Below are 22,424 nucleotides of genomic sequence, written 5' to 3'. Positions count from 1 at the left end.
AAGAATTTTAGCAAAAATAACAGCATTAACATTGGTTCAATATATCAATAAATTTATCTTTGATAGACCAATAAATAATATCAAAAATCAAATCATTTAATTACACCCAACGGGTTATTATTATTATTATTATTATTATGAAAAAAACATCCCGTTTATTTGCCTTAAGCGTATTGCTTTTAGGATGTAGTGTTTTTGCCCAAAAACAACAAAAAATAGGCAACAATACTACCAATATATCGCCTAACGCCGTACTGGAGCTTGAGAGCACGACCAGAGGTTTTTTACCGCCTCGTATGAATCATGAGCAACGCAATGTATTTTCGGCTGTACCGGGACTAATGATCTACTGTACTGATTGTGGCAATGGTGAATTTCAGGTGTATACTAATGTAAATTCCTGGTCAGGAATAACTTCTGTTGTTGATGTTTCAGGTGTTACTTGTGGTGCTTATGTTGCTGTGGGAGTGTTTAAAAAATTCATGTGCTATAACTTAGGCGCCACAGACATATCTATAGATCCACACATTCCAGTACAGGCCATACACGGTAATTACTACCAATGGGGCCGAAGTACTGTGGTTGCCGATGCCAGTACTCAGGCAGGGGCAATTACAGGATGGAATACTGCTGATGCTAATAATGGTGCGTGGGTAGATGGTAGCAAAACGACCAACGATCCTTGTCCAGCTGGGTTTAGAGTACCTACAAAAGTACAATGGGATGGAGTTTTAGCAAACAACACTGTGAGTAGAACAGGTTCATGGGCTAATGATGGAAACTTTTCTTCTGCAGTCAGTTGGGGTCCTAATGCCAACACCAAAACCTTAACACTCCCGGTGGCCGGCTGGCGTCTCTACACTGATGGTGCGTTGCACGACCGTGGCTACTCCGGTAACTACTGGAGTAGTACTGAGGATAGTGCTAGCGCGTGGTTATTGAGCTTCGTTAGCGGCAGCCCCTACACCAGCAACTTCAATCGTCCGTGCGGGTTCTCTGTGCGTTGTGTCTCAGAATAATTCGATTTATTTGATTATTTATATTTTTGGGAAAAGAGCAGCGTACATGTCCCATTTGTTTGAGTTGTGTTGCGCCAAGCACGAATCAGTGGAAGTAATTTTTCTAAAAGAAGGGATATTGTAATGGTTAACCGCGAAGTGGTTAATTTTTAATTATGAAATTTGTAAAATAATATAAAATTACAAGCCAATGCGATCCACTTTCTTTTTGTTTTTTAATGATCGTATGGTGTAATTAACACAGTGTTATTTGTCTTTTTATGGAATATTTGAAAAGTGATATCATTAAAGTTTGAATTTAAAAAGCGATATATTATTATTATTATTATTATGAAAAAAATATCCGGTTTATTGACTGTAAGTTTATTGCTTTTAGGTGCTCTTGTTTTTGCACAAAAGCAACAAAAAATAGGCGACAATACTACCAACATAGCGCCTAACGCTGTACTGGAATTAGAGAGCAGCACCAGTGGTTTTTTACCGCCTCGTATGAATCATGAGCAACGCAATGCAGTTTCTGCTTCACCGGGACTAATGATCTATTGTACTGATTGTGGCGATGGTCAATTTCAGGTGTTTACTAATGTAAATTCCTGGTCAGGAATAAATTCTGTTGTTGATGTTTCAAGTGTTCCTTGTGGTGCTTATGTTACTGCAGGAGTGTATAAAAAATTCATGTGCTATAACTTAGGCGCCACAAACACTCTTTTAGATCCAAACATTCCAGTACAGGCCATACACGGTAATTACTACCAATGGGGCCGAAGTGCACCGGTTGCGAATGCCAGTACTTCAAGCGCAGCAATTACAGGGTGGAATTCAGTAAATGCTGCAAATGGTTCGTGGGCCGATGGGAGCAAGACTGCCTACGATCCTTGTCCAGTTGGATTTAGAGTACCTACAAAAGTACAATGGGATGGAGTTTTAGCAAACAACACCGTGAGTAGAACAGGTTCATGGACTAATGATGGAAACTTTTCTACTGCTATCAGTTGGGGTCCTAATGCCAGTACGAAAACCTTAACACTCCCGGCTGCCGGCTATCGCATCGGCACCGATGGTACGTTGCTCAACCGTGGCGGCAGCGGCTTCTACTGGAGTAGTACTGAGTCTAGTACTTACGCGGGGAGCTTGGCCTTCGGTGGCGGCAGTGCCAGCACCACCAACACCAATCGTACCCACGGGTTGTCTGTGCGTTGTGTCTCAGAATAATTCGATTTATTTGATTATTTGATTATTTCCGCGAAGCGGTCAATTTTTTTTTTAGCTACGCTATCTTTTTAAAAGATAACGTAGTTAAAAAAATAGTTATTATTACATTCTTATGGCTACTATACTAGAAAAAATAACACAGCAAGTACAAAATCCTTCTAAAGTATTTCTTTTCAAAGAGGGAATTTTTTATAAGGCCTATAACCAAGGGGCTTATTTAATGCGCCACAAAAATTATAAGGTACATGTAAAAAAAATTAAAAATATTGAAAACAATGTTTTAACTATTGGTTTTCCAATAGCTGTTTTTGAAGCATTAAAAAAAGATTTTGCTATCCAGGATTTTGAATTCTATAGTTGTTTTGATACTCCAGTGGTTTTTAATGAAACGGAATATCAAAATTGGTATACAGACAAAATCAACACTAACCGAGAGGATATGAAATTAATTACTCAACGTGAAATTAAGACGGAATCAAGTTTTATTACGGAACTAACAGCTCAAATTATTAATTATCCTTTAGCAAACAAAACCCCTATGGAGGTTTTTTTATGGGTGGCAAGTTTGCAATGTAAAATAATTAATTTAGAAACAGCAGTTTAAGCAAGTCGAAAGTTTTTAAGTCAAATATCTCATAATAGTAAATAACAATTTAAAATCATTCAATTGGAAAAAATTATACAAAGAGGGTGTTTTTTGGGTTGCAAAAATTAATACTGATGAAGTTATGACTACAAAAATTATTGCTGGTTGGGTTACGTATGCCAAGATTCAGAATATTGCAGCAGCGCGTTTATTAGGTAACGCAACTGCAGCGTTAGCAGTGGCATCTGAAATAATGGTGAGTACGGGACTTAATTTGAGTACAAATGGTGCTTTAACGGCAACTGGAGCAGGTAGCATCACTACAATAACGACTGCTTACACAGCTACAACCGCTGATTATACTATTTTATGTAACGCTGGTGCAGGTGGATTTTATTGACGCTGCCTCCCGTTGCAACGAGTACTGGTGTGGTTTTTATCATTAGAAAAACAGATGAGACCGCTAACCTATTAACTTTTTCTCAAAGTATTTTCTCATCGGAAACGACAAGCTTTACGACCTTAAACTATAATAAAACAATTCGTATCCAGTCTAATGGAACTAATTGGTAACAAATTGATTAAAAAAAACGATTTATGATTTTAAGAAAACGATTATCTGATTTATTTATTTTGGTATTACTACTTGTTGGTTGCAGTGTTTTGGCACAAAATCAACTAAAAATAGGTACAAACGCAAATAATATAAGCGGCAGCGCTGTGCTGGAACTGGAAAGCGAGACTAGGGGTTTTTTACCCCCACGGATGACGCATTCACAAAAAACTGACATCAGTTCACCCGCCGCTGGGTTAATTGTTTGGTGCACCAATTGTGGCACTAATGGAGAAATGCAGGTTTATAATGGTGTTGGTTGGATCAACTTTTCTAGCACTGTACCTGGCGCTCCAACAGGCGCTGTTGCTACTGCGGGTAATACTCAGGCTAGTGTTGCTTTTACAGCTCCGGCCTCTAACGGTGGTAGTGCTATTACGGGTTATACGGTAACGTCTTCTCCTAGTGGTTTCACTGCTACAGGCGCAAGCTCCCCATTAACCGTTACAGGTTTAACCAATGGAACTTCCTATACTTTTAGTGTTGTTGCTACTAATGCGGTAGGTAATTCTGTTGCTTCAGCGGCTTCAGTTGCTGTAACGCCTCGCACTGTACCTGACGCTCCAACAGGCGCTGTTGCTACTGCGAGTAATACTCAGGCTAGTGTTGCTTTTACAGCTCCGGCCTCTAACGGTGGTAGTGCTATTACGGGTTATACGGTAACGTCTTCTCCTAGTGGTTTCACTGCTACAGGCGCAAGCTCCCCATTAACCGTTACAGGTTTAACCAATGGAACTTCCTATACTTTTAGTGTTATTGCTACTAATGCGGTAGGTAATTCTGTTGCTTCAGGGGCTTCAGCTGCTGTATTGGTGAGTACTTGTAGTGCTAATGTAGGCGGTACTTTAAAAGAATTTTTGTGTTACAACTTAGGTGTTACCGGTACGCAAGACCCACTTTCTTACCAAGGTGGTGCAAACAATGGTACATTATACCAATGGGGTCGACAAACAGACGGACATGAAGTACGAACAAGTACAAGCCAAGCTGGCCCAGTAAGTGCGCCTGTGGCAGGAAAATTTATAACCAATGGCAGTAGTCCGAATGACTGGCGCAATCCGCAAGATAATACCCTTTGGCTTGACGCGTCAAAAACAGCTAACGATCCGTGCCCCCCACGTTTTAGAGTGCCAACCCAAGCGCAATGGGGTGGTTTATTTAGCGATGGTCTAACAAGTGGTGCACCAGGTACTGCCACTCGAAATACATGGACCTGGACAGGTAATGGTTTTACTGTTGGTTCTAAATTGTATCTTCCTGCTGCTAGCTACCGCACCGTTCTCTCTGCAGCACTCGGCAACGTAGGTTCAGACGGCTTCTATTGGAGTAGTACGGTTAATGGCGCCAATGCATACTACCTCTACTTCACTAGCGGTAACGTATTCCCAGGCTACAGCGCCTACCGCGGCAGCGGGTTCTCTGTGCGTTGCATTTCAGAATAATTCGGTTTATTTGATTATTTCCGCGCAGCGGTCGAATTTTTTTAGCTACGCTATCTTTTTACAAGATAACGTAGTTAAGAAAATAGTTATTATTACATTCTTATGGCTACTATACTAGAAAAAATAACACAGCAAGTACAAAATCCTTCTAAAGTATTTCTTTTCAAAGAGGGAATTTTTTATAAGGCCTATAACCAAGGGGCTTATTTAATGCGCCACAAAAATTATAAGGTAAATGTAAAAAAAATTAAAAACATTGAAAACAATGTTTTAACTATTGGTTTTCCAATAGCTGTTTTTGAAGCATTAAAAAAAGATTTTCTAGGTTAGTGCGAGCGTCCCGCTCGTACCAACAATAAAAAGCAACCAAAAAACAACAATTTTTTTGGTTGTATTTTTTTGGTTAAATTTGTAATAAAAAAGGAAAATGAGTAGAAAATATAAATTTGCTTCGCCTGTTCGCTATCGCTCGGGTCATGAAAAAACAGGAGCCTATTTTATTAGTTTTGCAACTGTCAATTGGATTGATGTTTTTACAAGAGATGTTTATTTTTCGATATTTATAGAATAATTAGACCATTGCAGAAAAACTAAAGGAATGGAAATTTATGGGTACTGTATAATGCACAGTCATTTGCATTTAATTTGAAACTCAAAACTCTTTTAAAAAAACAACCTAATTTGATTTATAATTATGGCTATTTTACATCAAATCTTAACATTTATAAAATCAAAAATAATGAACTTTAAACTAGTATTTGCTGCATTTATTGCCTTTACAGCAGTAGATCTTTCGGCACAAGAACTTACTTTAAAACTATCCCAACACCCCAATAAAGAAGCAGTTATTGTAGCGGTACACGGGCTTAGAAAAGACACGCTTGGCACTGTGCCATTAGACCAAAACGGCATAGGCACGCTAGCCTTTAAAACCAAACACCCCCAAACGGGCTTGGTCAATCTTACTATTAAAGGCAAGGCTTATTTGAGTTATGATTTTGTGCTATCCCCCACTGAAAACCCCACACTCATTTGTGATATGGAATATGTATATGCCCAAAACACTAAAATTCTTAATTCGCCCGAAAACGACTGCTTGAACCGCTGGTTTGACAATGCAGCACAATACAAACAGCAAATAGGATTAAACCAAGAGTTGAGTAAACTGTATAAAACAGAAGAACCGTTTTTAAAAAAACTAGAAACCGAAAAACAGCGTGTTGAAAAACTACTCCAAAGGCTAGCCGATACCATCAATCAGTCAACCTTGTTTGCCGGAAAGTATATGCAGTTTAAAATGGCACAAGAAGAAAAACTAGCCAAAGTATGGGAAAGTAATGAGGCGAAAACCATAGCCAAAAATTTCTTTACACAAATAGATTTTGATGCTTTGTACGGCAGCTCGATGTGGTTTGGCATCATTAACTCTTGTATGGAAGTGTATACGAAAGAAAGTCTTTATTTTGGAACTTTTGGTGCTGATGTAGCTAGCAATTTAAAACGCATCAAAAACCAGCAAGTGTATGAAGATTTGATAGATGCTACAATCTCTGTAACCGAAAAATTTTCTTGGGCTAAAGACCAAGATGCAATAGTAGCTTTTATCATCCAAGACAACCGAATAAAAAACCCAACAGGTAAACTAGAAAAAATAATTCAATCGTATCAGTTAGCAATCGGAAAAAAATCCCCCGACTTAACACTAACCAACACTGTGGGAAATAATACCACCACCACCGTTTTAAAAACGAATGCCCTAAATTCAAAATACACCTTATTGTTATTTTACCAATCGGACTGTGGGCATTGTGAAACTGCCATAGCATCCTTAAAAACCAATTATAAAGATTTAGTAGTCAAAGGAATCAAAATCATCAGTATTGCCGGCGATTTAGACCCAGCTGCTTTTACAAAAACCGCAGCGTCGTTTCCGTGGGCAGCCAAATACCGCGACGTAGAAGGCATGAACGGCGTTAATTTTAAAAACTATGGCGTGATAGGAACACCTACGATGTACATGTTAGACAGCAAAGGGATGATAGTTTCAAAAATGGCTACGATTGCTGATGTATTGGCTTTTGTAAAAAAGGTGTAGCTTATTTGATGAAGTTAATTTGTTTAAAGATACTCTGGAAGTACTATTAGTTTCATTAGATGCTGACAAAGAAAAACAGGAAACCTTTACTCAGGATATGACTTGGATTACAAGTTGTGATTTGAAAGGCTGGGAAGGGCAGGCGGCGAGAGAGCATAGATTTTAATTTTTATTTATGCCTTTTAGTGCAGGACGTTTTACTCACTAGCGATAAAATGATTTTTTTAGTTAGAAAAGCGCATCAGTACCGGTGCGCTTTTTTACGTTACATCAAATTCAAGAGGAATTACCTGATTTTTGGGCTGTTCATCGATGGAGTATGGAATTAAATATAGCTAATCGATAGATTATGTTGTTAATCAGTAGTTAGCGAAACCGCTGTTAAGGTAAATTTGCATTGTTTAAATGTTATTGGATGTAAGACTTGCGTTTTAGTGTAAAAAAACACCATTAAAATGCAGTTGTAACTAATTTTTTGAAAATTAAAATAAGAATTGGTGTAATTCGTGGGTCAAATAATTAATTATAGAGATTCCTGAAACTTTAAATCGATTCTTTCCTTGTCGTTAATTCTAAATAGGGAACATATTCTGATTCTTAACGAGTTTACCGATTATTGTATACTCTTTTTACTATTAATACTTTTTGAATAATGAGAATTCTATCCCGTTTTTTTCTGTTTTTTTTATTTTGTAACAGTGCCATGGCGCAGTCGTCCTACACTATTACCGGTGTTGTTCCGCAGGCTCTTAAAAAAGAAGTGCTGTTAAAGGCTTTTGGATTCCAAAAAGATTCCCTGCTGGCTACCGTAAAGACCGATGCTGCCGGAAGGTTTGTCCTTATGTATCCGGCATCGTATACCGGTGCGGCATTGCTGGAAATTAAAGACTTAAAAAGTGTTATTGTGCTGTTGCATCAGGAGAATTTCCAGTTGCAATGGGAGTCCTAGAATAACATTTGAACTTCGGAGTTTAGGTTATGAAATTTGTAGAATTACAGTTGCAAAAATACATGAAATAGCTAGGTTTACGAAGTAAATTAAGCAAGAAATTCAAAGTAACAACCAACTCGAATCATAATTATTTAGTCGTCGAAAATATATTAAATAGAGCGTTTGTTATAAAAATGCATTCAAAAGTATGGGTTTCAGATATTACTTATATGCAAACTAAAGAGGGATTTGTACGATAGAAAAATCATAGGTTGGAGTTTAAGCGATGGAATGAGCACACATGACCCGAACGACAGCGAACAGGCGAAGCAAACCTCGTTTAAGGCTTGGAATATGGCGGTTAAAAACCGAAATATTGAAGAAGGTTTGATTTTCCATTCCGACAGAGGTGTTCAATATGCGAGCAAAAAGTTTGTAAATGTTCTTGATTCCTATAAAAAAATAACACGTAGCATGAGCCCTAGAGGGAATTGCTGGGATAATGCTGTAGCTGAAAGCTTCTTTAAATCCTTAAAAACGGAATTAATTTATGGGAACAAGCTGATTTCTAAAGAGCAAATGAAACTGGAAATCTTTGAATACATTGAAGTTTGGTACAACAGAAAAAGTAGGCATTCTGCTTTGAACTATGCAACTATTGAAGAATTTAACAATCAAATTAATTACAAAAATGTAGCTTAACTTAATGTGCAGTTTTTGTTTGCATATCCAAATCAGAGCTTCTATAAACAGCTATCTTGGTGTAATGAAACAGTATAGAACGTATTTCATTGTTTATACTATATTGATAAAAGATAGAAATAACACACTTTTTCAATATGGATATGTAGAAGCTGTAAAAAACAAAACCATGATTTACCGCATTTTTAATTCAAACACCCTTTTACAATGAAACATTATTTATTTTACTGTATTCTTTTTTTAGGTACTAGCTTTAGTGTAAGCGCACAAACCATAAACTTAGAGTTTCCTTATTTCGCTGGGAAAACCTATGATTTTACTATTTTTCAAGGCGATAAACGCATTACTGTAAAAAGGGATACCGTTCCTGAAGGAGGCAAAGTACAACTCATAATTCCTGAGCAATACAAGGGCTATAAAGGCATAGCGCAATGGTACTTGACCAATAGCGCCACGGGCGGTGGGCTGGATTTAATCATTAACAACGAAGATTTTTCGGTGTCGTGTTTCGATAGCGTTCCCACAGCCGAAAGTATTGTTTACAAAAACACCACAGAGAATTTGATAGACAAAGCCACTTATAAAAAACAGCAACAGTTTTTTGAAAAACACGACGCCATGTTGGCTACCAAACGAGCGTATGAAAAAGACAGTGAGCTCTACAAGCTGGCATCAACAGAATATAGTAGCCTGCTAAAACAATATGAAGAGCACTCAAAGGCTTTGAGTACTTCTTTATTATACGCTGCTAAGTTCCGTCAAATTGTAAACCTCACCATGGGTATTGGTACCCTAATAACCGTAGATGAAAAAGCAAAAGCCCACAATATAAATGATTTTATCGTAACCGAACTGGATTTTGCGGCCCTTTACACCTCTAATCATTGGGGCGGCGTAATCAATAACTGGGTACAATTGCATACCTCAGTGTTCAAAGACGATACTAAGTTGTTGCAGGATGTTACCACCATCTTGCACCGTTTACCATCCGATAAAATCTATACTGATTTTGTGGTGAATTTAACCAAAGAAATTAGTAAAATAGGCAAAGATTATATCTTGGATGCCCTAACAGCAACCATTAAAAACTCCAGACGATTGCTGCATAATGATGGGGTTTTAAAAATATACCAACTCGATCTTTCGGGGCAAGCCCCAGATTTGAGTATTGTAGTCAATAGTGGCAAAAAAGAAGCTACTAACCCCGTAGTAACCGTATTAAAAACAACTGAATTGCATTCAAAATTCACACTGTTGGTTTTCTATCGTTCCGGTTGTGGTCCTTGTGAAGAAACCATGGAGGGATTAGTACTGCATTATAAAGAAATGGTAGCCAAAGGTTTTAGAATTATAACCATAGCATCTGATACAGACGAGAAAATTTTTAAAGACACCTCAATGCCACACCCCTGGGCTGATAAATATTGTGATTTTAAAGGTGCAGAGGGTATTAATTTTAAAAACTATGGCGTCATTGGAACACCTACAATGTACGTTTTAGATAGTAAAGGGATCATAGTTTCAAAAATGGCTACGCTTACTAATGTATTGGATTTTGTAAAAAAGTTGTAGCTTATTTGAGTAAGTTAAATCGTTAATTTGTTTAAAGATGATCTCGAAGTGATATTAGTTTCATTGGATGCTGAAAAAGAGAAATACGAGACTTTTACCAAGGATATGTCTAGGATTACGAGTTGTGATTTAAAAGGCAGGGAAGGGCAAGCGGCACGGTATTATTGTGTTTTTGCTACACCTACTTTGTATTTATTGTATGTAAATAAAAAAATATTAGTAAAACCTATTATCCGGAGTAAATCACTGCGTGGCTTAATATGCTAAGAAAGTAAGGATTAAGTAATAAGAATCCAGAGACAAGAATCGAGAGACAAGAATCGAGATTTTGAAAGTTTAAGAATAAAATCGAAAAAGTGCAAAAAAGGGTAAAAAAAATTAAGGATTACCTGTTTTTTGCCTGTTCATCGATGTAGTATGGAATTAAATATAGCTAATCGATATATTACGTTGTTAATCAGTAGTTGTCTAGCCCCCTGTTCCGGTAAATTTGCATTGTTTAAATACTGTTGGGTTAAGGTGTTCATTTACTGTAAATAAACAGCATTTAAATGCAGTTTTATTCATTTTTCTTTAAATTAAAATTCGTGGCAATTGGTGTAATTCGTGGCTGAAATAATGAACTACGGACAGTCGTATAATTTTATATTGACTCATTAGTAGCCAATATAAAATAGGAAACAACACCTTGATTCTTAAGGAGCTTACGGATTTTTATGTATTCTTTTTACTATTAATATTTTTTAAATAATGAGAATCCTATCCCGTTTTTTCTATTTTTTTATTTTGTAACAGTGCCATGGCACAGTCGTCCTGTACGATTACCGGTGTTGTGCCGCAGGGGATATGACTTGGATTACGAGCTGTAATTTGAAAGGTTGGGAAGGACAGACCGCACGGGATTATTATGTTTTTGCTACGCCCGCTTTGTATTTACTTAATGTTGATAATAAAATACGGGTAAAACCTATCTCGCCCGGGACAAATTACTGCCTGGCTGGACATGTTAAGAAAGAAAGAATAAAAGTTGGAAAAGTAATGATTAAATCAGAAATGGGAGTGCGGGTCTAACATTTAATAATCAGCACTTTATATAAATTAATTAAAAATTTCATTTTTTGAAAACCAATCAATGAATTACTACGTATATAATTTTGAAAAATTTTAAAGATTGTAATTATTTTTTAAATGACATAAAACAATGATTTTTTTTACTTAAAAGTAGCGATTACAGGTATAATAGTATCAAATTATTTGTTCGTTAATGCGATAATTAGTTGGGTTAAGATAGGAAAAAGAGGAATAAAATGTCTGGAATGTCTTTTTAATCCGGTTTTTATGTAGTTAAATGATTAAGTAACTGTTTGTTAAATTCTTTAACTAGTTTTGCAAAATATTTCAAGAGATATTTTTATTAAATACAAAAAAAATTATGACTAGCTATTTATACTCATTTTATGTTCTTTAAGCGAGCAGTTAAATTATTATTTCTCTTTTTGTACTTCAGTATGTGTTGTGAATTTAATACTTTGGAGGCTCAAGTTTATAATAATGAAGATATTTTTGTGGGTGATAATAGTATATTGTATTTTGGTACAAATAGTTTTAATTTTGGTACAGGTACCATTGCCACTAGTAGAACGAAATTGTCGTCTGGTGTTTTATCTTTTTCTGATGATACAATTTGGCTGGGAGCCAACGAAAGGCATTTTATAGATGGTTATGCTCAAACGTTAAGCAAATCGGCTTTTATTTTGCCTATAGGACAATCGGGTATTTATGCGCCTATTCAAGTGATTTCTTCGTCTTCAAATGGAGTGGAGGCTGCTTATTTCAGGACATCGCCAAATTCAATTGGAAGCGTTTTCGACACCTTGGTTTCTTCTGTGTCTTCGGTTGAATATTGGGATATAAAGAGTGTTGGAGTGGCTGCAGCAATCTCCCTTAGTTGGAGGTCTTCTAGTGCTGTTTCTGATTTAACGTCCGCTAGACTTGATGCTCTAACTATTGTAGGCTGGGACGGTTTAGCATGGGTTGCAATACCCTCAATAGTAGATAAAAACTCTATTTTGGGAGAAACAAGCACCTTAGTTTCGGGGTCTATTAGTACGAATACAGTAGTTGATTTATCGGCTTATTCGGCTTTTTCATTAGGTGCTACAGTAAAAAAACCAAAGATTCCTGCGCTGGAGGATATAAAGTTAACGGCGTATATCCATTCAAATCAATTATTTTTAGAGTCCTCTTTGCCCATAACGGGTTTGACTATTTATAATCTTATGGGTAAACAGATATCGGCACAAGATCTGAAAGGAGAGTTTAAACACGATCAACCTTTCAATTACCCGGAATCGCTGTACATAGCAAAAATTGAATTGGATAATGGGGCTTATTTTTTAACAAAAAAAGTAATCAATACCAATTAATTTTTGACAATATTAATTAATTGGGTATTAGTCCGGAACAATCGTAGGGATTTAGTATAAATGCTTTTTAAATACATGAAGATATATAATTATTTGGTACTGTTTATTATGCTGCAATCTTGTTTTGTTGTGGCTCAAACGGGTATTGGTTCCAGAAATCCGGATGAATCTTCTGTTCTGGATATTACTTCGACAGAGAAAGGTTTATTAATCCCCAGAATGACTTCTAAGGAACGAGATTTAATTAAAAACCCTGCCAATGCTTTGATTATATTTAATAGTACGGTAATGGCAATTCAGGTTAATATTGGAACAAAACTAAATCCCAATTGGGTTTTAGTAGGTGGCAATGGAGATGGTGTTCCAACATTGAACAACCTGACTTCCGGATCTATTTTAGTAGGAAACAGCAGTAATATTGCTAAGGAGGTACAAATTTCGGGAGAAGCTACCCTCACTAATTTAGGAGAGATGCGGATCGATAACACGGCCGTTATTTCAAAAAAGCTAACGGGATATAGTAGAGGAGCGGGAAAAATAAGTGCAGCGGATACTGTAATTCAAGCCATTCAAAAATTAGACGGCAATCAATCCACAAATGAAGTAGTGTCCATATCAAATAATTACACGCTGCTCATTAGCGACAATACTATTTTATGTGATACGGAAATGGGATCATTTACTATTTATTTGCCAGAGGTCAGCAGCTGTCCCGGTAAAGTATATGTTATCAATAAAATAGATGAAACTTCTAACCAACTATATATAAATCCACCGATAAAATTATCAAAAAAATCAACTGTTTCTAACCTCAATTATCCCAAGATTTTTAAGATACAATCCGACGGCAAAGCCTGGTATATCATTAACTAATCTAAAATTTAATATTTAAAAAACAACAAATGAGTAATAAAACTATTTTTAGAATTATAGTAATCTTTTTACTATTTACAGTTGCAATTCCCAATATTTCGGCGCAAGTGGTGCAAAAAATTGGATCTAATTCTTTTACAATTAATCCAAAGGCAGTTTTAGAATTAGAAAGTACTACCAAAGGTTTTTTGCCTCCCAGAATGACTAGTGAGCAACAAAGAGTTATGGGTACCAGTCTCCCGGAAGGTTTGGTAATTTTTATAACAGATGGTTCTCTCGCTGGTTTGCAAATTTGGAAAGGAAGTAAATGGATTACATTGGCTGATGCAGCAGCTTTGGCTTTAAAAGCAGACACAACAGCTTTGGTTGCCGAAGTGAATAGAGCAACAGTAGCTGAAGCAGCAGCTTCAACCGATGCAACAACCAAAGCAAATGCAGCACAGGCAGCAGCAATAACAGCAGCAGCAACCGATGCAACAACTAAAGCAAATGCAGCACAAGCAGCAGCAATAACAGCAGCAGCAACCGATGCAACAACCAAAGCAGATGCAGCACAAGTAGCAGCAATAACAGCAGCTTCAACCGATGCAACAACCAAAGCAAATGCAGCAAATGCAGCAGCAATAACAGCAGCAGCAACCGATGCAACAACTAAAGCAAATGCAGCACAAGCAGCAGCAGCAACCGATGCAACAACCAAAGCAGATGCAGCACAAGTAGCAGCTGAAACAGCAGCTTCAACCGATGCAACAACCAAAGCAAATGCAGCACAGGCAGCAGCAATAACAGCAGCAGCAACCGATGCAACAACTAAAGCAAATGCAGCACAAGCAGCAGCAGCAACCGATGCAACAACCAAAGCAGATGCAGCACAAGTAGCAGCAGCAACCGATGCAACATCCAAAGCAAATGCGGCAGAAGCAGCAGCAGCTACCGATGCAACATCAAAAGCAAATGCAGCACAAGCAGCAGCTTCAACAGATGCAACAACTAAAGCAGATGCAGCGCAAGTAGCAGCAATAGCAGCAGCAGCAACCGATGCAACAACAAAAGCAAATGCGGCACAAGCAGCAGCAGCTACCGATGCAACAACAAAAGCAAATGCAGCAATAACAGCAGCAGCAACCGATGCAACAACAAAAGCAAATGCAGCAATAACAGCAGCAGCAACTGATGCAACAACCAAAGCAGATGCAGCGCAAGTAGCAGCAATAACAGCAGCAGCAACCGATGCAACAACAAAAGCAAATGCGGCACAAGCAGCAGCAGCTACCGATGCAACAACAAAAGCAAATGCAGCAATAACAGCAGCAGCAACTGATGCAACAACCAAAGCAGATGCAGCGCAAGTAGCAGCAATAACAGCAGCAGCAACCGATGCAACAACAAAAGCAAATGCGGCACAAGCAGCAGCAGCTACCGATGCAACAACAAAAGCAAATGCAGCAATAACAGCAGCAGCAACTGATGCAACAACCAAAGCAGATGCAGCGCAAGTAGCAGCAATAACAGCAGCTTCAACCGATGCAACAACAAAAGCAAATGCGGCACAAGCAGCAGCAGCTACCGATGCAACAACAAAAGCAAATGCAGCAATAACAGCAGCAGCAACCGATGCAACAATCAAAGCAGATGCAGCGCAAGTAGCAGCTTCAACCGATGCAACAACAAAAGCAAATGCAGCAATAACAGCAGCAGCAACCGATGCAACAACAAAAGCAAATGCAGCAATAACAGCAGCAGCAACTGATGCAACAACCAAAGCAGATGCAGCGCAAGTAGCAGCGCAAGTAGCAGCTTCAACCGATGCAACAACAAAAGCAAATGCAGCAATAACAGCAGCAGCAACCGATGCAACAACAAAAGCAAATGCAGCAATAACAGCAGCAGCAATTGATGCAACATCCAAAGCAAATGCGGCAGAAGCAGCAGCAATAACAGCAGCAGCTACCGATGCAACATCAAAAGCAAATGCAGCACAAGCAGCAGCTTCAACAGATGCAACTGACAAAGTTTTAATAGAAACAAACCGTGCAACAGCTGCTGAAGTTAAGCTAACAGCTGATAAAGAAAATACAGCTAATAAGTCAACAGATGTCTTTACAGATAAAGCTTCAGATGTCATGTTTCCATCTGTGAAAGCGGTAAAAACCTATGTTGATGTCTATTCTACTTTTAACGCCATAAGCACGATAACGGCGAACTACAATGCTAAAATTTCCGATTATACTATTTTATGTAATAACGATTCGGGAGCTTTTCAATTGACATTACCCACAGCCTCAACTACTAGTGGGAAAATTTATGTGATTCGTAAAACAGATGAAACTACAAATTTATTAACGATAAGCCCAGCATTAAAACTTACAGAAAGCACCTCGATTTCCTCTTTGGATTATCCAAAAACAATACGGGTTCAGTCCAATGGTACTTCGTGGTATATTATAGATTAATTTTTTTAGAACTAAATTTATACAGAGATGCGTACTAATCCATTTTTTAAAACACAGCTCCTTCTTATTTTGCTATGGCTTTGTGCCAACAGTGTTTCTGCACAAATAATGCAAAAATTTGGTGAGAATTCAAGTGCAATAAATGATAAGGCTGTTTTAGAATTGGAGAGTACGACCAAAGGTTTTTTGCTTCCTCGGATGACACTAATCCAAAGAGATCAAATTGACAATCCGCCTGAAGGTTTAATGCTTTGGTGTACGGATTGTTCTGTAGGTAACGGCTCAGAAATAGTGGTTTGGATTAAAGATTCTTGGAAGCCTTTATTTGATTCTCAACTGGCCGAAAGTAAAATGCTTATTGGTAATGCTTTATCCAAGGCGGTACCTGTGACAATAAGCGGCGATCTATCAATAGATAGCAATGGTATAAGCACTATTGGTAATAATGCAATTACAAACGAAAAGATTTTTGATGCAGCAGTTACCAACCTAAAAATTGCTCCCGGTATCAATAAATCAAAAGTAGGTTTGTCGAATGTTGATAATAGTTCTGATGCCGAAAAACCAGTATCTGATGCCACACAAGCAGCATTAAATTTAAAATTAGATGCAAGTACCAGAGGGGCTGAAAATGGTGTAGCGAGTCTAGTATTAGGTAAAATACCATCAGATCAAATTCCCGAAATATCCTTTACTTCGGTGAGTGTCGTTTCTTCTGAATCCGCAATGAGAGCCTTAAATAGTGTTGTAGGCAGTGTGGCTATTCGTACGGATCTGAATAAGAATTATGTTTTATCCCAATCGGATGCCAGTGTCCTTTCTAATTGGATAGAACTCTTGACGCCAGCTCCCCCTGTGCGATCCGTTAATGGAAAGAGGGGAACCGTTTTATTGACTAAAGCAGATTTGATTTTAAATAATGTAGACAATACTTCCGATTTAAACAAACCGGTTTCTACCCCTGCAAAGAATTATATTGATACTCAGGTTCTTGCCGCAACTCCCGACGCTACAGTTACTGCAACCGGTAAAATAAAATTAGCGGGCGATTTGTCAGGAACGGCTTTGGTACCTCTGATAACGGCAAATGCCATCACGAGTTCAAAGTTAGCAGATTTTGCAGTGACGGATAGTAAAGTCGCATCCGGAATCGATAAGTCTAAAGTGGGTTTGACCAATGTTGATAATACCAGCGATCTCAATAAACCGCTATCCAGTGCGGCCAAAAATGCGCTGAATTTAAAGTTGGACAGTAGTAAAATTGGGCAAGCTTCTGGAGCAGCTAGTTTAGATGCAAATGGAAAAATCCCATCTTCCCAAATTCCAGCTATGCCTGTAAGTGCTATTGAAGTCGTAAATTCAGAGGCGGCTATGTTGGCTTTGCCCAGTACAATTGGAACAACAGCAATTCGAACCGATGCCAATAAAAATTATATTTTATCAAAAGCAGATGCCAGTCTTGTGAGTAATTGGGTTGAATTACTGACTCCTGGTGGAGGTATTCAGTCGATTAATGGAAAAACGGGAACTGTTGTGTTGACTAAGACCGATATTTCCTTGTCTGATGTAGACAATACCAGCGATGCAAATAAGGAACTTTCAATTGCTGCTTCTGAAGCATTAGATTTAAAAGAAGCAGTGTCCAATAAAAGTTTGAATCTAAATATGGATCCCGATTCTGATTTGAAATACCCCTCAGTAAAGGCGGTAAAAACCTATATTGATGGGACTATTGGAACAAATATAACAGCAGAGACAAACAATCGCATTGTTGCAGATCAGACTTTAGGACTGTATCTAGACTCCGAAATTGCAAGAGCAAAAGCCGCCGAAGCGATCAATAGTGCAGCCGCTTCAAAATTTCAATCTGATATTGACAGTATCAATACCTTGGAAAACGGATTGATTTTAGTGGGAAATGGCAACAATCTGGCGCAAGAAGTAGCCATGCATGGAGATGCCAGCCTGGACAATACCGGTAATTTATCGATAAGTACGAATGCAATCAATAATGATAAAATTCTAAATGGCAGTGTCAGTTATTCCAAAATTCAGAATATAACGCCCAACACTATTTTAGGTAGAACCACTTCAGGGTCAGGTTCAGTAGAGGAAATTGCAACGACAGGTAGCCTTAAAGTTGTTTTGTCAGAATCTCCAATATTATCAGGAGTACCTGAAGCACCAACAGCAACTCTAGCAACCAATACGAATCAAATTGCGACTACCTCTTTTGTATTAGCCAATACTGATGGTTATAGATCGTTAAATGCGAGTGAGGAAATTTCTACAATTTCAACTACCGACATAGTGGTAGCTGGGATGAGTATAAATCCCGGAGCCGGAACCTATTCGGTTATGTTTAACGGTCAATATATAAGTTCATCTGCAGGTACTACCGCTCGGGGGATTGCAGATTTAGCTGCGGCATACGATGAAATCATTGCAATACATACAACAAATTCTACGCACGCACCTACATTTGGAGGTGGAGAAACTATTAGTGCTGGAGTTTATGCTATTCCTGGTGCTGGTTCAATATCGGGAACACTTACTTTGGACGGAACAGCCAGTGATGTCTTTATTTTTAAAATAAATGGAGCGTTGACTACCGCGGCAGGTACAACTGTTACTTTAACGGGTGGAGCACAAGCTTCAAATGTGTTTTGGGTAGCGACATCAGCAGGAGCAATGACAATTGCAGCCACTAATAAAATGGTAGGAAGTCTTTTTGCCAAAGATGCTGCAGCTTCAGTGGGTTCAGGAAGTACGCTTGAGGGAAGATTATTCAGTAATACAGGAGCGATTACAGTTGGTCCAAGTACAATAAAGATACCTTTAGGCAGTTCTCCAGTCAATTTAGGGGAATTAAGTGGCTATGCTTTATTTACTTCATCCGGGGCAATTGATAATGGAGGAACTTCAACTATTACAGGAAATATAGGTACAAATTCAGGAGCGGTTACTGGTTTTGCTTCTCCAACGGTAGTTAATGGTTCTATTTTTACACCTCAAGCTGATGCAGGAGGAGCATTGACGAGCTTCAGCATTTATCAAAATGGAGCCTTAATAGTTAATTCTACCAGAAAAAAATTAGGTGATACGGGAGATGTTTCTCTGCTAGCCATAGCAAGTGTATTAGAAGGTCAGAGCATTGACATTAGATGGAAGACTTCTTTAGGTAAATTAAAATTGCAGAATAGAATTCTTACTTTGATCAAAGTGCGTTAAATTATAAGCCTTCATACTAAACTGAACTTACAGGGAATTATTTTTTATGTTTAATTACGTACAAAAAAAATATTCTCTTGATTTCGCCGAACATCATTCCACTATTTTTTATTAAAGGACCTCTTAATAATCAGTTTTTAGCTGATAATATTTACTTCTTACTATTTTACGGTATAATTGCGCTTCAGTGCGTATTGATTTGGAAAGATGAGGTATTCGAATTGGACCATTATATAAAAAAAATATGGAAAAGTAGTTTAGAAGAAATAAAGGAACCAATAAAAAATAGTACTGTCTTTATTCTAATTTAACATTAGTTTTCGTTGGGCTGAATTTTCTATTATAAATTAAAATCCTTTGCATAAAAATTCTACAATATTAACTTCAAAAGTTTTTTAAATCTAAGTATTAGTACTGTAATACTGCTTTTCTTGATTTTTTTTGATTCTACTAAATACAAAACATAGCTAATCGATATTTTGTGTTGTTTATCGCTATTCAGTAACGGAATTGTTCAGGTAAATTTGTTCTGTACATAACAATTTAGTTAGTTAATGTAATATTAATAATACCACAAAAAAACTATGGGCTTTATACTAATTGATAGGGGTGTTATATGGTATTTAAAAAAAGCCCATAGTTAGGCAAACTATAGACTGGTTTTTTGCCAGTCTGGTTTGACGCTTTCTTCTCGAATAAAATTGAAGCTTGTTCGACTAAAAGTATGGTTATAGTATCTCGTCTTAATTGATTAAATAATAAATGTAGATAATGTTTTTAACTAAAATAAAAAAAAAGCAAAAAATACTTTTGCTTTTAGTTTTCTCTTTTATTATTTCATTTGCTCAAGCTCAGGATAGTATTCGTATTCGGGGAGTATTCAGAGAATATATTTGCTCAATCAGTTTGACTTTTAACTCTTTTTCAGCAGGTTTCAAACCTTTAGCAGAGGTTGCGATTAAGGACAACTCGTTTTATTTATCGCTTCCTGGAACTATCGCTCCAGGGGTTTATCGTGTACAATACAATCAGGGTTGTGGGGAGCAATTTGTAGACGTGATAGTTAATGGCATTGACAAAGAAATTTCCTTTGATACGAATTTAAATAGCGAGTTTCCAAGTTTTATGAGATCAGAGGAAAATAGGCGCTGGAGCAATTATCAAAAACAAAGTAAGTGTCATGTTTCTAAACTCGGAATTTTATATAATTTCTTATCTTTTTATCCATCAACTCAAGATAAAGTCGTATTGCAGGTGACCAAGGCAGTTACTCAAGAAAGGAGAAAATATTATGACAGTTTTGAAAACTTTATAAAGAGGAATAAAGGGACTTGGGCGGGGGAAATGGTGTCTAACCAGCCGCATTATTTTTCGGATCCAAAAAATGTTCCTACACGACGCGATTTTATACGGCGCGATTACTACTGGGATGATATCAATACCAATGATCCTAAGTTAATGAATAGTCCGCTTTATCGAACATTAATCGATAATTATCTAGATTTTCAGAGTACTACAGATTATACAGCATCTCAATTAGAAGATTATCTGAGGAAAAGATCTGCCGTTATTATGCAAAAGTTTGGTGATAACGCTACAACTAAAGCATTTGCTTTGAGACATCTTAAAGAGGGATTTATAGCAATGGGGCAGTATTCGATAGCAATTTTTATAGAGAACAAGTATGGATTAAGTGGTGCCAAGTTGTAATTAAAGTAATCAATATACAGAATGTATTGTAAAATAAAATTACAGTATTTACTTTAAAAAAAAGTATCAGTTTGTTAAATTATTCCAACAGGTTTTCTATTAGAAAACGGAATGAGATCAGAATAATAGCGATACTGGAAATGTTTTTTAGGAACACTAATTACAAATTTATAATGTAAAATTGCATGGAAAATAATAAATATCTAGATTGTCCCAAGAATATATATATTATCAGTAGTGTTTCTTATGCATTGAGTCTTAAGAGCGCATTGCATTTTTTTCAATTGCAAAAACAACTTGAAAACGTAGGCTTTACGATTGTAAATCCGATAGAAATTTTTATAACGAAAAAAGAAATATCCTATACTTATGATGTTCGGAATAAATTAAAAAAATTAATCAATTGTGATTGGGTTTATATTATGCCTGATGTTTCACTTCAAAAAGGCAGCAATACAGAAGTGCGAATTAGTTTAGAATTGGATATGAAAATCATTCATGGGGATATTCTTAATGTTGGTTTGGAAGAATTGGTATGAAAGATAATCTGTACTATTTGGGAATTAGTACAGATTATGTTTCTGAATATAATCAAACTTATATTTTAATAAAATCCAAATAACAATAAAGCATTAAAAGTATTGGATTTACTGAAATAAGTTTGTATGTCATGCTTCTGTATTATGAAATAAGGTGTTCTGTTTTAGACTTTAAAAGAATGATGAATTCAGGACGCAGTACGATAATTTTATTTTTTTGATTCACTAATTTTATATTTTGATTTGTATATCTATTTTTTCAATATTAATGGATTTTATGTAGTCCCTTGGGGTTATGTTAAGATATGATTTAAAACTAGTTGAAAAATAGGAAAAGGAACTAAATCCCGTCTCATTCACTAAATATTGAATATTTCTTTCTCCTAACTGCATAAGCCTGACTGCATAATCTAATTTAAACTCTCTTGTGTATTGCGTTATATTTTTATTGGTAAGTTTTCTAATTCTTTTATCTAAGGTTGATTTACTTATAAAAAGATCAGCCGAAAGCTGACTCATATCCATTTTATATTTTATATTTTTTATTAGAATTTCATTTAAAGAAGAAATAAAGTCTTTTCTAGATAATTGTATCGTGATTTTTGAAAAAGGATCAGGAATGAATTTTTTTTCAATATTTTTTTTGAGATCTATCAAGTTTTTAATTTTATAAACTAATTCTTTTACCTTAAAAGGTTTCATTATAAAATCATTAACTCCATTTTCTAGCTGTCTAAACTTGACATCATCATCCATATTAGCAGTAATTATGATGAATGGAATGGTGTTGAATTTACTATTCTTGCGAATTTTCAAGAATAATTCTTCACCATTCATATTAGGCATCTTTAGATCACTAATAATAATATCTGGTATGTTTTTATTTAGATAAACTAGTGCTTTGAGGCCATCTTCGAACCAATTTACATCAAAATCACTCCATCTTAACAATTCTAAAATTGAATTCCCGAGTGCGAGATCATCTTCAATTAATACTATTTTCTTTTTTTGAAATATCAT

The 22,424-nt window shown here is 36.6% G+C and carries 20 protein-coding genes and 2 pseudogenes; 21 read left to right on the top strand and 1 reads right to left on the bottom strand.

Annotated features, from left to right (window positions below; translation table 11 throughout):
• The 21 genes and pseudogenes from ACM55I_RS13880 to ACM55I_RS13780 all read left to right on the top strand — a co-directional run.
• Positions 1-100 (top strand): annotated as a pseudogene (locus tag ACM55I_RS13880) (IS982 family transposase); the annotation flags it as partial.
• A gap of 241 nt (positions 101-341) precedes the next feature.
• Complete coding sequence (locus ACM55I_RS13875; RefSeq protein ID WP_416847456.1) at positions 342-1,019, top strand: FISUMP domain-containing protein; 678 nt, start codon at positions 342-344, stop codon at positions 1,017-1,019.
• Positions 1,020-1,349: 330 nt separating this feature from the next.
• Positions 1,350-2,231, top strand: a complete 882-nt coding sequence (locus ACM55I_RS13870) for a fibrobacter succinogenes major paralogous domain-containing protein (protein ID WP_416847455.1) — start codon at positions 1,350-1,352, stop codon at positions 2,229-2,231.
• A 112-nt stretch (positions 2,232-2,343) separates the two neighbouring features.
• The gene (locus tag ACM55I_RS13865; RefSeq protein WP_416847454.1) at positions 2,344-2,835 is read left to right on the top strand and encodes a hypothetical protein; all 492 of its coding nucleotides are present in this window, start codon (positions 2,344-2,346) and stop codon (positions 2,833-2,835) included.
• A 124-nt stretch (positions 2,836-2,959) separates the two neighbouring features.
• A complete protein-coding gene (locus tag ACM55I_RS13860; RefSeq protein ID WP_416847453.1) occupies positions 2,960-3,217 on the top strand; it encodes a hypothetical protein in 258 nt (85 codons plus the stop codon).
• A gap of 197 nt (positions 3,218-3,414) precedes the next feature.
• Positions 3,415-4,872 carry a fibronectin type III domain-containing protein gene (locus ACM55I_RS13855; RefSeq protein ID WP_416847452.1) on the top strand — a complete coding sequence of 486 codons (1,458 nt, stop codon included), beginning with the start codon at positions 3,415-3,417 and terminating at the stop codon, positions 4,870-4,872.
• Between the two features lie 102 nt (positions 4,873-4,974).
• Complete coding sequence (locus ACM55I_RS13850; RefSeq protein WP_416847450.1) at positions 4,975-5,202, top strand: MutS N-terminal domain-containing protein; 228 nt, start codon at positions 4,975-4,977, stop codon at positions 5,200-5,202.
• 97 nt (positions 5,203-5,299) lie between these two features.
• Positions 5,300-5,518: pseudogene (locus ACM55I_RS13845) on the top strand (transposase); the annotation flags it as partial.
• Positions 5,519-5,611: 93 nt separating this feature from the next.
• On the top strand, positions 5,612-6,967 hold the full coding sequence (locus ACM55I_RS13840) for a peroxiredoxin family protein (protein WP_416847449.1): 1,356 nt from the start codon (positions 5,612-5,614) through the stop codon (positions 6,965-6,967).
• Between the two features lie 19 nt (positions 6,968-6,986).
• On the top strand, positions 6,987-7,133 hold the full coding sequence (locus ACM55I_RS13835) for a hypothetical protein (protein WP_416847448.1): 147 nt from the start codon (positions 6,987-6,989) through the stop codon (positions 7,131-7,133).
• 486 nt (positions 7,134-7,619) lie between these two features.
• Positions 7,620-7,916, top strand: a complete 297-nt coding sequence (locus ACM55I_RS13830) for a hypothetical protein (RefSeq protein WP_416847447.1) — start codon at positions 7,620-7,622, stop codon at positions 7,914-7,916.
• A gap of 231 nt (positions 7,917-8,147) precedes the next feature.
• Positions 8,148-8,600 (top strand): transposase, encoded by a 453-nt coding sequence (locus ACM55I_RS13825; protein ID WP_416847446.1) that lies wholly within the window; start codon positions 8,148-8,150, stop codon positions 8,598-8,600.
• Positions 8,601-8,807: 207 nt separating this feature from the next.
• Positions 8,808-10,172 (top strand): peroxiredoxin family protein, encoded by a 1,365-nt coding sequence (locus ACM55I_RS13820; RefSeq protein WP_416847445.1) that lies wholly within the window; start codon positions 8,808-8,810, stop codon positions 10,170-10,172.
• A gap of 48 nt (positions 10,173-10,220) precedes the next feature.
• On the top strand, positions 10,221-10,439 hold the full coding sequence (locus ACM55I_RS13815; protein WP_416847444.1) for a hypothetical protein: 219 nt from the start codon (positions 10,221-10,223) through the stop codon (positions 10,437-10,439).
• Positions 10,440-11,018: 579 nt separating this feature from the next.
• Positions 11,019-11,243, top strand: coding sequence for a hypothetical protein (locus tag ACM55I_RS13810; RefSeq protein WP_416847443.1), 225 nt, complete (start codon positions 11,019-11,021; stop codon positions 11,241-11,243).
• Positions 11,244-11,629: 386 nt separating this feature from the next.
• Positions 11,630-12,598 carry a hypothetical protein gene (locus ACM55I_RS13805; RefSeq protein ID WP_416847441.1) on the top strand — a complete coding sequence of 323 codons (969 nt, stop codon included), beginning with the start codon at positions 11,630-11,632 and terminating at the stop codon, positions 12,596-12,598.
• Positions 12,599-12,673: 75 nt separating this feature from the next.
• Entirely contained in the window at positions 12,674-13,471 is a 798-nt protein-coding gene (locus ACM55I_RS13800; protein WP_416847439.1) for a hypothetical protein, read from the top strand.
• A 29-nt stretch (positions 13,472-13,500) separates the two neighbouring features.
• On the top strand, positions 13,501-15,924 hold the full coding sequence (locus tag ACM55I_RS13795) for a hypothetical protein (protein WP_416847438.1): 2,424 nt from the start codon (positions 13,501-13,503) through the stop codon (positions 15,922-15,924).
• A 27-nt stretch (positions 15,925-15,951) separates the two neighbouring features.
• The gene (locus tag ACM55I_RS13790) at positions 15,952-19,155 is read left to right on the top strand and encodes an ice-binding family protein (RefSeq protein ID WP_416847437.1); all 3,204 of its coding nucleotides are present in this window, start codon (positions 15,952-15,954) and stop codon (positions 19,153-19,155) included.
• A gap of 771 nt (positions 19,156-19,926) precedes the next feature.
• Positions 19,927-20,865, top strand: a complete 939-nt coding sequence (locus ACM55I_RS13785; RefSeq protein WP_416847436.1) for a hypothetical protein — start codon at positions 19,927-19,929, stop codon at positions 20,863-20,865.
• Between the two features lie 185 nt (positions 20,866-21,050).
• Complete coding sequence (locus tag ACM55I_RS13780; protein WP_416847434.1) at positions 21,051-21,404, top strand: DUF4406 domain-containing protein; 354 nt, start codon at positions 21,051-21,053, stop codon at positions 21,402-21,404.
• 231 nt (positions 21,405-21,635) lie between these two features.
• Here the strand turns inward: ACM55I_RS13780 and ACM55I_RS13775 are convergent, their stop codons facing one another.
• The gene (locus ACM55I_RS13775) at positions 21,636-22,424 is read right to left on the bottom strand and encodes a response regulator (protein ID WP_416847433.1); all 789 of its coding nucleotides are present in this window, start codon (positions 22,422-22,424) and stop codon (positions 21,636-21,638) included.

Origin of the sequence: Flavobacterium algoris (assembly GCF_048158525.1) — a bacterium.
GTDB lineage: Bacteria > Bacteroidota > Bacteroidia > Flavobacteriales > Flavobacteriaceae > Flavobacterium > Flavobacterium algoris.
The sequence above is the reverse complement of the archived record's forward strand: the minus strand, read 5'-3'. Positions and strand labels throughout refer to the sequence as shown.